This window comes from Streptomyces sp. H39-S7 (genome assembly GCF_027158205.1).
Taxonomy (GTDB): Bacteria; Actinomycetota; Actinomycetes; order Streptomycetales; family Streptomycetaceae; genus Actinacidiphila.
In genome coordinates, this window is sequence record NZ_JAPVLU010000083.1 from 10,204 (window position 1) to 25,221 (window position 15,018).

The 15,018-nt window shown below is 68.5% G+C and carries 13 protein-coding genes; 6 read left to right on the forward strand and 7 right to left on the reverse strand.

The window, feature by feature from the left end:
* Positions 1-91 precede the first annotated feature (91 nt).
* Positions 92-1,129, forward strand: coding sequence for a sensor histidine kinase (locus tag O3X23_RS41055; protein WP_269279485.1), 1,038 nt, complete (start codon positions 92-94; stop codon positions 1,127-1,129).
* A gap of 356 nt (positions 1,130-1,485) precedes the next feature.
* Positions 1,486-1,617 (forward strand): hypothetical protein, encoded by a 132-nt coding sequence (locus O3X23_RS41060; protein ID WP_269279488.1) that lies wholly within the window; start codon positions 1,486-1,488, stop codon positions 1,615-1,617.
* A 120-nt stretch (positions 1,618-1,737) separates the two neighbouring features.
* Here the strand turns inward: O3X23_RS41060 and O3X23_RS41065 are convergent, their stop codons facing one another.
* Together O3X23_RS41065 and O3X23_RS41070 are read right to left on the reverse strand one after the other, a co-directional pair.
* Positions 1,738-2,649 (reverse strand): hypothetical protein, encoded by a 912-nt coding sequence (locus O3X23_RS41065; protein ID WP_269279491.1) that lies wholly within the window; start codon positions 2,647-2,649, stop codon positions 1,738-1,740.
* 5 nt (positions 2,650-2,654) lie between these two features.
* Positions 2,655-3,032 (reverse strand): hypothetical protein, encoded by a 378-nt coding sequence (locus O3X23_RS41070; protein WP_269279494.1) that lies wholly within the window; start codon positions 3,030-3,032, stop codon positions 2,655-2,657.
* A 95-nt stretch (positions 3,033-3,127) separates the two neighbouring features.
* Between O3X23_RS41070 and O3X23_RS41075 the strand changes: the two genes are divergently transcribed.
* Both O3X23_RS41075 and O3X23_RS41080 read left to right on the forward strand, forming a co-directional pair.
* Positions 3,128-6,742 (forward strand): CHAT domain-containing protein, encoded by a 3,615-nt coding sequence (locus O3X23_RS41075; protein WP_269279497.1) that lies wholly within the window; start codon positions 3,128-3,130, stop codon positions 6,740-6,742.
* A 331-nt stretch (positions 6,743-7,073) separates the two neighbouring features.
* A complete protein-coding gene (locus tag O3X23_RS41080; protein ID WP_269279500.1) occupies positions 7,074-7,850 on the forward strand; it encodes an MBL fold metallo-hydrolase in 777 nt (258 codons plus the stop codon).
* 110 nt (positions 7,851-7,960) lie between these two features.
* Here O3X23_RS41080 and O3X23_RS41085 read toward each other — a convergent pair whose 3' ends face one another.
* Both O3X23_RS41085 and O3X23_RS41090 read right to left on the reverse strand, forming a co-directional pair.
* A complete protein-coding gene (locus O3X23_RS41085) occupies positions 7,961-8,176 on the reverse strand; it encodes a DUF6243 family protein (RefSeq protein WP_269279503.1) in 216 nt (71 codons plus the stop codon).
* A gap of 527 nt (positions 8,177-8,703) precedes the next feature.
* Positions 8,704-10,212, reverse strand: a complete 1,509-nt coding sequence (locus O3X23_RS41090; protein ID WP_269279506.1) for a DUF4246 domain-containing protein — start codon at positions 10,210-10,212, stop codon at positions 8,704-8,706.
* 249 nt (positions 10,213-10,461) lie between these two features.
* Between O3X23_RS41090 and O3X23_RS41095 the strand changes: the two genes are divergently transcribed.
* A complete protein-coding gene (locus O3X23_RS41095) occupies positions 10,462-11,289 on the forward strand; it encodes an SCO6745 family protein (RefSeq protein ID WP_269279509.1) in 828 nt (275 codons plus the stop codon).
* A 320-nt stretch (positions 11,290-11,609) separates the two neighbouring features.
* On the opposite strand, the gene O3X23_RS41100 is transcribed toward O3X23_RS41095, so the two are convergent.
* Entirely contained in the window at positions 11,610-12,602 is a 993-nt protein-coding gene (locus O3X23_RS41100) for a GlxA family transcriptional regulator (RefSeq protein WP_269279513.1), read from the reverse strand.
* A 52-nt stretch (positions 12,603-12,654) separates the two neighbouring features.
* Between O3X23_RS41100 and O3X23_RS41105 the strand changes: the two genes are divergently transcribed.
* Positions 12,655-13,050, forward strand: a complete 396-nt coding sequence (locus tag O3X23_RS41105; protein WP_269279516.1) for a cupin domain-containing protein — start codon at positions 12,655-12,657, stop codon at positions 13,048-13,050.
* 254 nt (positions 13,051-13,304) lie between these two features.
* On the opposite strand, the gene O3X23_RS41110 is transcribed toward O3X23_RS41105, so the two are convergent.
* Both O3X23_RS41110 and O3X23_RS41115 read right to left on the reverse strand, forming a co-directional pair.
* Positions 13,305-13,964 carry a DUF4360 domain-containing protein gene (locus O3X23_RS41110; protein ID WP_269279519.1) on the reverse strand — a complete coding sequence of 220 codons (660 nt, stop codon included), beginning with the start codon at positions 13,962-13,964 and terminating at the stop codon, positions 13,305-13,307.
* A 329-nt stretch (positions 13,965-14,293) separates the two neighbouring features.
* Positions 14,294-14,644 (reverse strand): PRC-barrel domain-containing protein, encoded by a 351-nt coding sequence (locus tag O3X23_RS41115; protein WP_269279522.1) that lies wholly within the window; start codon positions 14,642-14,644, stop codon positions 14,294-14,296.
* Between the last annotated feature and the right edge of the window lie 374 nt (positions 14,645-15,018).

Genomic DNA, 15,018 nt, shown 5'->3' on the forward strand with positions numbered 1-15,018 from the left:
TCTGCATAGGTCTCGGGGGCTCGGAGAGGTGTATACGAGCCCGGACACGGACCACGCCGCCATCACCAGGCTCTGTGCGCGGCCACGGGAAGTGAGTACATCGGGCGCGGACCGGGGCCATCCCCGACGGCTGCTGGTCACCGGTTCCGCTGCCGGGGCCTTGGCGGCTGTGGCCGCCTGGTTCTTTGTCCTGATCGGTCAGTCCTACCGCTGGGGGTGGAACCCCACGGGTGCGCTCGTCAACTGGCTCCTGGCCATCGGTGGGGGACTCCTCGTCGGTGCCATCGTGCTGTTCGCCACCCGCAGCGCGCTGCGTCCGGTCGAGAACCTCAACCGCGAACTGCAGGAGATCACCGCCGCCCGGGCCCTCGACCAGCGGATCACGGTCCCCGAGATCGGCACCCTGATCCCCTGGCTGGCCCGCACCATCAACGTCACGCTCGACCGCGTCTTCGCCGGTGTCGCCCGTCAGCAGCGCTTCATCGCCGACGCCTCCCACGAGCTGCGCAGCCCCATCGCCAACCTCCGCGCCTCCCTCGAATCGTCCCTGGCCCATCCCGAGAACGTGGACTGGCCCGAGACCGTACGGGACGCGCTCACCGACATCGACAGGCTGCAGCGACTCACCGACGACCTGCTCCTGCTCGCCCGGTTGGGGGACGCCGCTCCGCCGGCCGGCACCCCCGTCGACCTCGCCGCGCTCGCCCGTGACCTGGTCGAGGAGTTCCGCCACCTCCGCGTCCACCAGAAGCTGCACTTCACCTTCCACGCCGACGACCCGGTGGTCGTGCACGGCAGCACCGTGCAACTGGAGCGGCTGCTGCGCAACCTCCTCGACAACGCCGCGCGGCACGCCCGCGCGGTCATGGACATCGCCGTCACCTCCGGTGCCGACGGCCGGGCCCGTGTGGAGATACGGGACGACGGCCCGGGCATGCCGCCCGCCGACCGCGAGCGGATCTTCGAACGCTTCACCCGCCTGGACGGCGCCCGCGCCCGCGGCACTGGCGGAACCGGGCTGGGCCTGGCGATCGCCCGCGAGATCGCCGCCCGGCACGGCGGCACCCTGCACGCGGCACCCAACCCGTCAGGGGCCCTGTTCATCGTGGGCCTCCCACACGGGCGGTAAACACGTTTTGACGGTCATGGAAACCATGGCGGTCGTCCTCCGGTGATGTCTACGTTGAGGCCACAGGGAATCAGCCGCCGTAACGGCGTGAGCCGGCGACGGAGACACATCTCGTCGACAACTGGGGGATCTTTATGATCAAAGGTCGTATCGCAACGGCAGTAGCTACAACGGCGCTCGTCGTGGGGGGAGCGCTGTCCCTCGCGCCGAGCGCGGTAGCGGACAGCGGCTCGTCACCTACCGCTGTTCCTGCGTCCAGCAACTCCGCACTGCAGTCATGCTGGGGCCAACGGGTGTTCGGCAGCGCGGGGCACCATGGGAACAAGACCTGGTGCAACTCGGGGCGATACCGTGAGGTGATCACGTGCGAGACCCTGGGCGGCTACCAGTACGTGCACTACGGTCCCTGGGTATGGGCGAGCGCGGAGAGCACCGCATGGTGCAACATCGGCGACGAGATCATCGGAGACCGGACGCAGGTGGGGTGAGTCAGCGGCTCGTTCTGGCGGTCACACTGACCGTTCCCCGCCCGACTTCACAGTAGAGCCCCGGTGCTCGCAGCCTGTTCAGCAGCAGACCGCCGTGCTCAGCGCTCAGTGCTCACGCGATCAGCGGCCTTTGCGCACAAGGGCGGTGATCCTCTCGCCCTCCGCGATCGTCAGCGGGCCGGTGGTCTCCGGGGCGCCGATGCCGAGCGCGACGGCCAAGGTCCGGGCATGCAGGTCGAGCGCGGCCTCGGACAGACTGGTCAGGTCCGAGACGGCTGCGCGGGCTCGCGCCCAGCCGGTGACTCCGATCACCAGGCCGACGAGGGCGGCGGGCCACCACAGAGCACCCAGCAGGAGATAGGGCCAGGCCCAGGTCCCCACGGCGGTGGCGCCGGCGAATGCGGCGTTGGCCGCGGTGATTTCGGTACGCACGTTTTCGGGCAGCACCAGCCAGAGCCGGGGCCAGGTGAACGCCAGGTCGAGGCCGAAGCGGTTCAGTGCGACCTGTTCGACGGCCTGGATCCGGTCGCCCATCCAGGTAGGCCGGTCAGGCTCGGCCAGTGCGAGGCGATTGATCCGCCCGGCCGCCGCATTGATCTGCTTCTGCTGTCCGGCGGTCCGGGAGCCGCGCGGATACGACAGTTCCAACTCCCGTCTCCCCGCCACCCGGTGGTGCCAGCGTCGGACTCGTCGGTCAACGAGCCACCTGTGGGCGGGCGCGAACGGACGGGGCCACACGCCGAGCCAGATCCGCCGGGTCGCTCCGGTCAGGGACTGGGTTGCCCAGCCCACGCCGGTGGCCAGCAGCAGTACACCGACGGTCACGATGACCTGACTGGTCGCCGGTAGCTGCGAGAGCGTCCTGACGGTCTCGGATGTCAATCGCGTCAGACGGTAGCGGTTGACCGCGTCCCCGTGGGGGAGTCCCGCTCCCGCCCGCACGGCGGCGACGAAGAGCAGGCCGGGAAGCAACAGCAGGCTGACCCACTGGTCGGCCAGCTTCTTGCCCAACTCCTGAAAGAAGCTCCCCACCGGAGCTACTGCCCGCACATCGGCTGGTTGACGAGCGCGCAACGTGGCACCGGACCGGCAGGGTGCGGACTGGACGCCTTCCGATCGCATGCGCCGTCAGGGCACAGGAACCGTTCCTCGACGGCCTGCCCCGGTCCGGCGCCGGGCAGTGCGGCGGACAGCGCCTGCCGGCTCTCGGCCCGATCCGTTCCCAGCAGCTCATGCAGGAGGTGGAGAATCGGACGCCGTGCGCGTGCCTCTTCCTCGATGCGCTCGAGCAGTGATCGGCTCTCCACGGTCAGGAAGGCCCACTCCCGCCGCAGCCACGGCAGTTCGCGGCACAGATCTCCCAGAGCACGCCGTTCCGCTGCCTCCACCGGTCCTCCCGTCTGCTTCGATGACATCCATCGTAGGGCGCCGACGCACGCCGCGACGGAATCTCGGCGAAGCTTCCGCAGTACGTCCCGGTACAGGGCGAGCGACCCTATGCTGAGGAGATATGAAGTCGGTTCCTGAGCCCGTTGATGAGCTCACAACAAGGGATTTCTGGCACGACGTCAGGGAACTGGGCCGGCGTATCGAGTCCTATCGGACCCGCGGTACTCAGGACGACATCTTCGACGATGAGGCGCGGTACCTGGCGGAAAGGATTGAGCGGGGGGCTCAATCCGCCGGTTCGCCGGGGTCGACCACCGCGGATTCCGCGCGCTGCCTCAATGCGTATTACCTGCTGGGCTGGTGGCACTACCTGCGTTTCGAACACCATCCCCTCAGCTCGTCCGATGTCGGGGAACTGGCCCGGGCGATCGTCTATTTCTCCGCGTTCGCATTCGAGGAACGGACCATCCCCGCAGACCTGCTCACGATGCTCCCCGGCGAACGGGCTGACCCCGCCGTGCAGATCTCCGTCGCAACCGGGTTGCTCCGCAGCGTCGTGGACAACGGCGACGAGGACGGGGCCGTGGTGGAGGCGGCGATGGTGCTGTGCTCGTCGGTGGGCGAGTCCACCCCGTCGCAGGAGATGGCCCTGTCCGGCCTTCTCGCGGTGGCCTATCGGATGCGGTTCCAACACGCGGCCGACGGCGACGAGGACCCCGACGATCTCCACCAGGCGATCGAGGGGGGTGAACTGCTCGTCGCCGCCCTTCCCTCCGACGACCCGGACCACGTTCTCTGCGCGGGCAACCTCTCGGTCGCCTACCGTCTCCGGTTCGAGGCCGACGGTGAGTGGGAGGACCTGCGCAGGGCCATCGAACTGGGGGAGAGCGCCACGAATGTGCCTCATGCGTCCAGGGCCGACCTGCTGGCCGACCTTGCGGTGGCGTACTGGGGCGCCTACGAGCACACCGGACAACCGTCGTACCTGCGACTGTGCGTCCGCAGCGGGGACGAGGCCCTCGCAGGGCTGCCTGAGGACAAGGCCCTGCTCATCGCGCTGGGAGTGCCGCTCCGCCACGCCCACGAGGCTCTGTACCGGGCCGGCGGAGACCCCGCCGAGCTGGCCGACAGCATCGAGGTCGGATTGCGGGTCGCCGAGGCAGTGCCTCCGCGGTGGCCTGAGCTCGCGGTGTTTCTGTCCCAGCTCAGCATGGACTGCTGGTCGCTGTTCGACCACACCGGTGCTGACGGGGACCGGCAGCGGGCCGTCGAGGTGACCGGACGAGCCGTGCAAGTAGCCCCCATGGACGAGGAGTCCCCGGACAGTGTGCTGATGCGCCTATACCTCGACGCGCGAACGCAGCCGGACAGCCGGTCGGAGAGTCTGGTGTCGGACCGGCTCATGGAGTCCGCGGAGCGGGCCGTGACCCTGCTGACCGGTCCGACGCTGCCCGACAACATCCTCACCTGGCTTGCCGAGGCCTACGGCGAGCGCATGCGCAGGCGCGGGGACACCGCGGACATGAACAGGGCGATCGAGCTCGGCGAGCAGATCCTGACGATTCACCCTTCGAGGAAAACCCGAGCCGAACTCGCCACGGCCTACGAATGGCGCTTCCGTCACACGGGGGTAGCGACAGATCTTCAATCGGCACTGCGGCACAGCGACCTTACGCTGACGGGACTTCCCGCGAACCACCCGCACCGGGTCGAGCTGCTTTCGCAGATTGCCGCGGTCCATCTCACAGCATCGGTACACGGCCACCCGCGTTCGCGGCTCGACACGGCCATCGATCTCTTGGAACAGGTTCTGCGCGACGCAGCTTCCACCCTCACCGATCGCAACCGCGCAGCGGTGATGTCCAACCTCGCAGGGGCCCTCCTCCTCCGCGCTCAACTGACCCGCTCGCTGGAGGATCTCGGCTCTGCGCGCAGCCTCGCCGAGCAGGCTCTCCACCTTCTGCCGGACGATCCGCGGGCACGGAGCCGGGTGCTCTCCGTGCTGGGTCTGGTGTGGCACGCCAGATTCGACCTGACCGGCGATCCGTCGGACCTGCGCGAAGCACTCCAAGCCGGTGAACGGGCCCTGACCGGTGAGGCCGACACCGCGGCCGATCCCTCGTCGATGCAACGGCTGTCCAACCTGGCCCACGCCTATCGGGACCTTTTCGACATCGCCCCGGGTGATGTGGCCCCGGGCCGGTTGGCAGCCCTGGCCGAACAATGGTCGTCCCTCCCGGTCGGCGAACCGGCCGAGCGGGTGTACGCGGCGTCTGCCATCGGCTCTCTCGCCCATGCCACCGGCGACCAGCACACCGCGACGGCGCTGCTCGACGCGGCGGTCGCCCTCCTGCCCACCATCGTCCCGCACGACAACGGCTGGCAGGACAACGAACCACGGCTCCGCGGACACTTCCGCCTTGCGGAGGAAGCCATTGCGGCTCACATCGCCCTGCCCGATCTCCGCGGCGCCGTGGAGATCGGTGAGGCCAGCCGGGGCCTGCTGCTCGCATCAGCCCTCGACACCAGGTCCGATCTGACGGAACTCGCCTCGTCACAGCCCGGCCTCGCCCGCGAGTTCGTCCGTCTGCGAGAAGAGTTTGATACCGCGGGCCGCGCGGATTCGTGGGCCGCGTATCAGCGCCTGCTCGACCGGATCCGCGCAGTTCCGGGGTGTGAGCACTTCCTCCAGCCGCCGAGGTTCACCGAGCTGCGATCGGCGGTGGACGGTGGTGTCGGCGTCCTGATCAACGCGGGCAAGTGCCGGAGCGACGCCATCATCGTCACGAGCGACGCCGAGCCGATCGTCGTCTCGCTACCCGGCTTGCGCAGCGGCGACGTTCTGTCCCGCGCCATGACGCTGCTGACCCACACCGACGACCCGGGTTCCCTGGCCGGCGCCCTGCGTCGCCGCCGCGTCCTGAACGACACCCTCGCCTGGCTGTGGACCACCACCGTCGAGCACGTCTTCACCGCCCTGGGCCCGCACGGCCCCGAACCGCACCGGGTGTGGTGGATTCCGACCGGCCTGCTCGGACTGTTCCCGTGGCACGCTGCGGGCCTTCCGTCCGAACCGGGAAGCCTGGACCTCGCGGTCTCCTCGCAGGTGCCCACGCTGCGGGTCCTCGCCCACGCTCGAAGCCGGCCTCCCGCGGACAGCCGGCGACAGCTCACCGTCGCCCTGGGACGCACCCCGGGGCTTCCCGGACTTCCCGGCACGGTCCTCGAAGCGGCCAGCCTCCACGCCTCCTGGCCGGGCCAGGTCACGCTCGCGGACTCCGCCGCCACCATCGCCGCCGTTCGTGCCGCACTGCCGGCGGCGACGTGGGCACACTTCGCCTGCCATGCCGTGTGCGATCTCACCGCGCCTGCGAACAGCGCCATTCACCTGCACGACGGCGCCCTCACCATTCCCGACATCGGCGGTCTTCGGCTTCCCAGCGCCGAACTCGCCTACCTCTCGGCCTGTTCGACGGCGGACGGAGGCCTGGCGATCAACGAGTCGATCAACCTGGCTTCCGCGTTCCACCTGGCCGGCTTCCGGCACGTCATCGCCGCCCTCTGGCCCCTCGACGACTCCGTTGCCGCCCGTGCCGCCGGCGCCTTCTACGGGCACCTCCCCGACGCCACCGCCGACGACGCAGCCCTTGCCCTCCATCGCGTCTGCCATGACCTCCGCAGCCGGTACCCCGACCGGCCCGACCTCTGGGCCGCCCTCGTCCACAGCGGCCCCTGACCGTCCGGCGGACGGCGATCCTGCCCGTGCGCTGCGGTGCCGTGGGTGCGTGGACCGTGCGTCGCCGGTGTGCGTCGCCGTGGCGCCGGGGCCGGGAGCCGCTACCTGCCAGGCCGGTGACTCTTCGGTTGCGGAGGCGGATCAGTCCCCTTCGATCAGCTCGTGCATGATCCGCAGGCGGCTTTCGGGCCGGCCTCCAGGCCATCGCCTTCACCGTGAGGCACGAACGTCGCTGACGACGTCTTTCGCCTCAACCACACCGATGGCTCCAGCGGGCCCAGGAAGCGATGAGTTTGGCTCCGGCTCGCAGTCTCAGCACAGTAAACAACCGATGGGAGTGGCGATGGGCAAGCTGCATGAGGTGGCCGACGGTGTCTGGGTCCGGCAGAGCGAGTGGGTCTGGAGCAATTCCATCGTGGTGCGCGGGGAGGAGGGGTTGATCCTGGTCGACCCCGGCATCAATGGCTCGGAGATGAACGAACTCGCCGATGACGTGGACCGGCTCGGCATTCCGGTGGTCGCCGGGTTCTGCACCCATCCCCACTGGGACCACCTGCTCTGGCATCCCCGGTTCGGCGACGTTCCGCGCTACGCCACCTCCGCGGCGGCCCACCTTGCCGGTGAGGCCCGAGAGCGGGCGCAGGAGATGGCGGCGCAGAGTGCTTCCGGGATCCCTCTGGACCTCGTCGCGCGGCTCACCGCGCTGCCGGCGGACGGCGGACCGGTGCCGGGCGAGATCATCGAGCATCAGGCGCACGCGGTCGGCCATGCCGCGATCCTGCTCGCGGACCGTGGCGTGCTGCTCGTCGGCGACATGCTTTCCGACGTCCTGATCCCGCTCTTCGACGTGCGCCAGGACGATCAGGTGGGAGCCTACGAGGCTGCGCTCGCCCGGCTGGGGGAGGCCGCGGAGCATGTCGATGTCGTGGTCCCCGGCCACGGCGCCGTTGCCGAGGGTCCCGAGGCGGCGGCCCGCCTCACCGCCGATCGTGCCTATATCGACGCGCTCCGACGAGGAGCAGAACCCGTCGACGCGCGTCTGGGGCCGCATGCGAACTGGCTCTTCGGCCCCCACCGCTCGAACGTGGAGCAGGCCCGGGGGCGGTAGGGACCGAAGGATTCCGGCAACATCCGCCCCGTGATGCAGGCGTCCGCCGGGGGCGGCAGCTTCGCCATCTGCCGTGGTCCGGGCCCTGCCCCGTGCGGTGCCGCGCTGCGTCAGCTCTGTGCGGTGTCGTCGCCCGCCTGGCCGGCGTCCTCGGCTGCGCCTGCCTTCTCGCGCATCTTGCGCAACAGCTCCGCCTTCTGGTCGGCTGCACCCTGGCGGTCGAGATTGCGGTGCGGACCGTTGTTCTGCCGTTCGGCGCGGGACAGCCGCTTGCGCTGGCCGCCGCCCATGCCCACGGGATTGTTGATGTTCTTGCTCACGGTCACGGGCTCTCCCGGTAATGATGTGAAGTGATCTACGGATTCGTCGGTGGGGGACGGGCGGCGACGTCGAACGACGTCAACAGCGGCCCATCACGCTCTCACTCGTAAATCGGCGTCTGGAAGAACATGACAAAGAGATTACCTGGTTCCGTCGGCCCCGCACGCCAACCATCTCGCCGCCCCAGCGCCAGCAGGTCCAGGTGGGTGGTACTGGGCCGCCGCGGGCGCTGCCGGTGGTCGCCGGGACGCTGTTGAAATCGAGCGGCTGCCGATCTTGGTCAACGGATGATTCCTGCGTTGAGGTCGCTCCACGCGACTGCCACCGGACGAGCTGAGCGCCGTTGAGGCTGGAGCGGACCAGGCGGGTCGGCGGGTGACCTGCAGGCGGCCTGATCCTCAACCACGCCGGCAGTCGGTGGGGCCGCTCGATCTTGGCGCTGCGGCGGGCCACATGCTTCACCCGCCGCCCCGGCCTCACTGTCCAGGTCGTCAACATCCTCCTGACTTGCTCGTATCAGGATAGGAGGGGTTCAGTGCTCGCAGAGGGAGAATTCTCGTTCATAGAGCTGCTCGTTGTGTTCGTTGACGAAGAACTTGCGTTCCTGCATGAGTTGTTCGCGGTAGTTCTTGGCCTGTTCAAGCGTCATGGTCGAGGTGTCGGACCATGGTTGTTGCGGTGGCACATCGGATGTCGAGACGATCTTCTCCGACGGGTCGATCAGAAAGAACGCGAGAATTTTGCGGTATCCCGGGCGGGTGGGATCCGTGAGGCCGAATGAGCTGACACGGTGTTGCAGGATGTTCGGGAACGCCAGGCAGCGGCCCCCTGGGGTCGCTGTCGATCCCAGTATCTGGTTCAGTGCCTCCTCGTTCTCCAGGCCGTAGACCTTGCGCATGCCGTTGTCGTCACTCTGCTGGTAGGACGGGTCGTCGAGTGCCGTCCGGAAACTCAGCCGGCTTTCGGTGATGTTCTCGCTGTCCCAGTAGTAGATGCCGGTCGAGACGATCCGTTCGTTCATCATTCCCTCGACATGCCAGCTACCGCCGGGGTACTCGGGCTTGTCCGGGGTGAGATGAATGGTGGCGAGCTTGACGATGACCTGGAGACGGTGGCCGCGCAGGTCGACTCGGGAGGATTCGTCGGGCAGCTCCGGCGGGGTGAAGTCCGGGGCGTCCGGGATGGTCGGTTGGCGGTTCTCCCACCAGTCGTCATGGGCGGCGTCCCATACACGGACGGCTTCCGCGTGCGCCCCCTTGTCGCTGTAGGAGGATTTGTTCGGATACTCCGGCTCCGGGTCGTACCATCCGTAGGGATCGGCCTCGATCCGCAGCGGCCGCGGGTGGCGCAGATCGGTGAGCACGTTCTCCAGTAGTGGGCGCATGCGGGCGAACAAGTCGGGCAGCACGGAGCCCAGTTCGCGATGAGTCTCCGGATGGACGTTGTTGACGTACGAACGGAAGGCGACATCGCCGTCGTCACTGACGTCGACGTCCGTTGGTAGCCACTGGAACTTCTCCGAGAATTCGTACTTCGAGTAGCGGTCCGTCGGGTTCTGCCAAGCCCGCTCGGGCGCACCACTCACCTCTCTCACCAGGCAGAACAGGGAGGGATGAACCAGATCCAGCACCTGACCGTCGGATCCGGGATGCCAGTCCTGTTCCGCTTCGGGGACCTGTTCCAGAACCCGAACCGCCTCGCGCAGCCGGGATCTGAGCTTGTCGTCCACCAGTGTGTCCGACTGCCACACCCCGTCGACGGCGGACACCTCGACGCCGGTTCGTCCGTCCCGCAGCGCGGCGTAGTGCAGGAGTTCGGCAAGCACGTAACGAACCTGCGCTTCGGTGAGGCCCTGGGCGACCGCTTCCTGCGTCCACCTGGCGACGATGTCGGCATCGTTCATCTTGTCGAACCACCCCGGCTTCGCCCGGAGGTGTGCGCTGCACTGCATCATCTGCAGTTCCCGCAGTGTTCGGGGTGTCGCGAACTCCAGGGAATGGGAAGCTTGAAAGGGCAGCGGGAAAGCAGTCAGGCCGGTCACTTGTTGCGGTCTCCCCGGTTGGTGTGCGGTGGCCGGAAGGATACTTCAGCAGACTGACACCGCAGCCGTGGCCCCTGTCCCCGCAGGTCCGCGAATCAGGGCCCCGACCCAGTCGTGTGACGTCCGGTTCACGTTCATCCGGGGTGAGTTGGCTCTCGAGCGCAGGAAGCCCGCAGTCGTGGCTGACAGGAGCTGATCTCGCGGCCTGTTCTGCTGCACGGGGTGTGACCCGCAGGCATGATGGAGGCCATGACGCATACCGCCCGCCGCATGTTCGAGCTCCTGGAGCCGATCTGCCTGGTCACCTTCCTCGCCGACGAGTGCAACGAGGAGCTGGCCGCGCTCGGCCACCGCACCTACTGGGACGGTTACTTCGCCAGCCGCGCCGCACCGCTGGGGCGGGTGCCGGCACCGGTCGTGCATGCGGCCTTCTACAGCTTCGCCGACGGGGAGGCCGCGCGGCACATTCCGAGCGCGTGGGAGACGATCCCGCCCGAGGAGTCCGTCGCCGCGCGGGAGCGGGGCAGCGCGGCCTCCGTACGGCGGATCCTCGGTGAGGAACTGGCCCAATCCCCGGGCCTGGTGCGCGCCGCCGACCTGACCTGGAAAGCCGCGACGAGCGCGCCCACAGAAGGCCGGGTGATGTACGCAGGGATGCGTGCACTTGCGGTGCCGAGCGACCCGGTCGCCCGGCTGTGGCATTGCGCGACCATGCTGCGCGAACACCGCGGTGACGGGCATACCGCCGCCCTGGTCGGCGCGCGCATCGGCGGCACGGAGGCTCACATGCTCTCCGCGCTGGAGCAGGGCATCCACCCGCCGGAGTCGTTCGGGCGCGTGCATCACCTGCCGAAGGAGCGGCTGGCCGCGGTCATGGACGGCTTGCGCGAGCGCGGGCTCGTCGACTCCGACGGCCGGTTCACCGACGCCGGCCGCGCAACCAAGCAACGCATAGAATCCCTGACCGACGAGCTCGCCGCCCCGCCGTACGACGCCCTGTCTCCTTCTGAGCTCGACGAGTTGGTCGCTGAGCTCGAACCGATCACCGCGACGCTGGTGGCCGCGGGGTCGCAGTGACGAGCTGTGGCAGGTCGCCGGGCAGGACCCATGCCCGTTTTGCGTTCCTCGCTGACGGTTGGTAGCCGAGTCGGTGGAGGGTCAGGCGTGCGCCCTCAGCACGGCTCCACGCAGGGCGCGCGCGGTCGGCGCTGGCAGGAGCCACTCATAGCCCTCAACGATGCCTGGACGTCGCATAGGTCCCGGTTCGCGACCGGGCCACCCGCAGACAGACCAGGGAGGCCGCTGCATGCACTGCGGAGCTGGATTCCTCGGATGCCGACCGCGCAGCTACGACCGTACGCGACAGCGCCGACAGTCAGGCTTCCGGCTGCCCGCCGTCAGTTCACCTCCGGCCCGAACCGGCGCCTGTATGCCGACGGAGTGATGCCGGTCTCGCGGCGCATCAGCGTGCGCAGATTGGCGGCGGTGCCCAGCCCGCTGCGTCGCGCGACCATCTCGAAACGGGACTCACCTCGCTCGATCAACCGGCACGCCAGGGCGAAGCGTTCCCCCGTGAGCCACGTCAACGGCGTCGTGCCCAGTTGCGCCTGGAAGCGGCGATGCAGCGTCGCTGGACTGACCCCCGCCCGCGCCGCAAGATCGGACACAGCGAGTGGTGAGTCCAGCCGCTCCTGGGCCCAGGCCAGGACAGGCGCCAGGGATTCGTCCGCAAGGTCGGGCATGGGGCGCTCCACGAACTGTCGCTGTCCGCCGTCCCGGTGCGCCGCGAAAACCAGTCGCCGGCTCACCGAGTTGGCGACTTCCGCGCCGTGATCGCGGCGGACCACATGCAACCCGAGATCGAGCGCGGCCGCGCTTCCCGCGGCGGTGAGGATGTCACCGTCATCCACGAACAGCACGTCTGATTCGAGCCGGACGGAGGGGAAGCGGGCCCGGAAGGTATCGGCCCACTGCCAGTGCGCGGTGGCCCGACGCCCGTCGAGGACTCCGGCCTCGGCCAGTGTGAACGCGCCGCTGCAGAAGCCGACCAGGCGCGCACCGCGTGCGTGCGCCCGTCGGACGGCATCCAGCACGGCGGGACGGCGGGGCACCTCGATGTCCGGGCGGTTGGGGACGATCAAGGTGTCCGCCGCGTCGGCCGCTTCCAGATCGGCGACTCCCGTGAGCGTGAAGAATCCGTCGCGCATCAGGGTGCGGGGCTCGGGGGAGCAGAGCCTGAAGTCGTAGAGATCGCGGCCGATTTCCGGTCTGCGCAGACCGAAGATCTCGGTCGCGCAGCCCAGTTCGAAGGGGTTGGAGTTCTCGTCCACGATCACAACGACCTGGTGTACGCGCGCCGCGTGAGCTGCGTGCGAGGATTCTTTCGCCATGTGCAATTCCTAGCACTCACGCGGGCCATGCGAAACGGATCAGGATGGGCGCATGAGCAACGAACCCCTCTCCCTCAGCAAGGCTCTGGCCTCCTTCGACGTCCTGTGGAGCCCCCGCATCGTCACGCGCGTCAACAACTATGACGTCCGCATCGCCAAGGTCGAGGGCGAACATGTCTGGCACGCCCACGACGACACCGACGAGTTCTTCCTGGTACTCGACGGGCAACTGCACATCTCCTTGCGCGAGCCCGAGGGGGAGCGCACGGTCCTGCTCCCGCAAGGGGCGGTCTTCACCGTTCCCCGAGGCACCGAGCACAGGCCGTACGCTCCGTCCGGCGCCGCGATCCTCATGTTCGAGCCTGCCGGGACACCGACCGTGGGCGATCGCCACGACGAGACCCCGGACCACGTGGACTCGACGACCGGCCACGCACTCAACATCTGATCCGCCAGGGAGCATCCTGCCGTGATGCCGGATGCCGGATGCCGGATGCCGGATGCCGGATGCCGGATGACGGATGACGGAGCGGGTGCTGCCCCTGTGATCCGTCCGTGACAGGTGGGCTCTGACCCGTGGCTGCTGAGTCGGCCCCGGACCCGCGGGCGGAGTGCGACCGCGAGCGGATCCGGGGCCGGCGTCTGGCGAGGGAATGCTGGCGCGATGGCGTGAACGGGGGTGTCAGCCGTCGCGCGGTTCGGTTACGGCCAGGGGTGCGGATTGTTCGGGCATTCCTTCCAGGCGAGGCGGTAGACGGTGTTGACGCTGCCGTCCGTCGAGTCCATCGTCATGAAACTCGTGGTTTTCTTGTCCGAGCTTCCGATATTGACGCGCAGCTCGGTGTTGATGTTGAAGTTGCGGATCTCCCCGCAGGGAGCCCAGACCAGGGCGCCGACCTCGGTCACGTCCGAGGTCTGCCAGTTGTCGCTGTACGGGCCGCGGAACGAGTGGACCTTGCGGTCCGTCTGTGACGAGCCCTGGAAGTAGTACCCGGCCCGTTCCTCGCTGCTGGCGCCGCGTTCCAGGGACGCGAAGCCGCGGTAGTCGGCCTGGGCGATCGCGTAGGTGAAGCCTTGCGGTACGAAGACCCGCAGGTTGAGCTGGCAGTTCTTGCGGAAGTCGGTCGGCAGGGACCCGGCGCCCACCTGAGCGAGGTAATCGCTGTAGGTGACGGTGAAGGCGGTGTTGTCGGGAGAGACGGCTATGGCTGCCGTTCCTTCACGACAGCCTGAACCGTTGACGGTCGCGACCTTGATCACGATCTTGTCGGGCGGCGGTTCCCCTGCCGACGGCTGCTGGGGGGAGACGGTTGCGGCCATGAGCGCCACGATGGCTCCGCCTGCGGCAAGGAATCCGGACATGAATTCTCCAATCGACCCTGTTCACGTCGTGAAGGCTCGGTGAGCCTCCGGTGAAGGCCGTGTACATGCCAGCACTATCGAGGCCCTGCTGAACAGAGCGAGAACCGGCCGAGGCGAATAGCCCGGAATTCGACCGCAGAGATACCGGCCACAATCGCTTCGACCGGAAATGGCATTGTGGCGAGCGGCCGGGAGGAAACGAATTCGCGCCCCCGGCGGAAATCAGGAACGGTCCGGCCCGACCAGCGGGTCGGGGCGCGCGGCCGAACGCCCCGCTTGCCCCAGGGGATCCCTGGGGCAAGCGGGGCGCTGTCCGGCCGTGCCGTCGATCAGGCGCGGTGGGTTCCGTAGTACCCCTCGACCTGTTGGTGATAGCCCAGGTCGCCGGCGTGCTTGTCCTTGTCGAACTCCGGGGAGTCCTTGATCTCGTCCTTGGTGCGGGCGACGTAGATCTTCCGCTCATCGATCTCGATGGACCGGATCGTGCCGGCCGGCAGCAGAACGTGTTTGCCGAAGATCCATACGCCGGTGTCGACCACGATATAAGCGGATCCGACATCGTCGGAGTGCTTGTCGACCTTGCCGATGCTTCCGTCGGTTGCTTCGACCGTGAACCCCGTCAGATCCATTCCGGCCAGGTGACCAGTGGTGTTCTGGTATCTCCACATGCTGTCAGTCACAAGAGAACCTTCCGTCGTCGTGCCGTGCCCGCCGAGGGAGACGCTGTTCGGATCTTCCGGTGATCGCCCTCGAAACGCGCCTGCCCAACGCGCCGCACGGCACACGCCCGCGTCGCGGAGCCAGCAGTATCGCGCTCAGCACGGCCGTAGCCGGGGAGGCACGCCCGTCGCCGGGCTGCACTGCCGCTGAACGAGTTCGGCCGGCCCGGTAGGGAGCGGCGGCCGGAAGCGGGGGTCTCGGACGGGCACGGTGGCGTTCCGGGACGGGCGCGAGTCGAAGGGCCGGGCCGAGTCGAGGGGGCCGGGCCGAGGCGGTGGGCGGCACCGCTCGGTCTGGTGGCCGGCGCCGCCCGGTCCGCCGGCTCAGCCTTCCC

What these genes read in the sequence shown, in the direction of transcription:
- O3X23_RS41070 (WP_269279494.1), bottom strand. Translation starts at nt 3,032, where the DNA reads ATGTCATCGAAGCAGACGGGAGGACCGGTGGAGGCAGCGGAACGGCGT.
- O3X23_RS41075 (WP_269279497.1), top strand. Translation starts at nt 3,128, where the DNA reads ATGAAGTCGGTTCCTGAGCCCGTTGATGAGCTCACAACAAGGGATTTC.
- O3X23_RS41080 (WP_269279500.1), top strand. Translation starts at nt 7,074, where the DNA reads ATGGGAGTGGCGATGGGCAAGCTGCATGAGGTGGCCGACGGTGTCTGG.
- O3X23_RS41095 (WP_269279509.1), top strand. Translation starts at nt 10,462, where the DNA reads ATGACGCATACCGCCCGCCGCATGTTCGAGCTCCTGGAGCCGATCTGC.
- O3X23_RS41100 (WP_269279513.1), bottom strand. Translation starts at nt 12,602, where the DNA reads ATGGCGAAAGAATCCTCGCACGCAGCTCACGCGGCGCGCGTACACCAG.
- O3X23_RS41105 (WP_269279516.1), top strand. Translation starts at nt 12,655, where the DNA reads ATGAGCAACGAACCCCTCTCCCTCAGCAAGGCTCTGGCCTCCTTCGAC.
- O3X23_RS41110 (WP_269279519.1), bottom strand. Translation starts at nt 13,964, where the DNA reads ATGTCCGGATTCCTTGCCGCAGGCGGAGCCATCGTGGCGCTCATGGCC.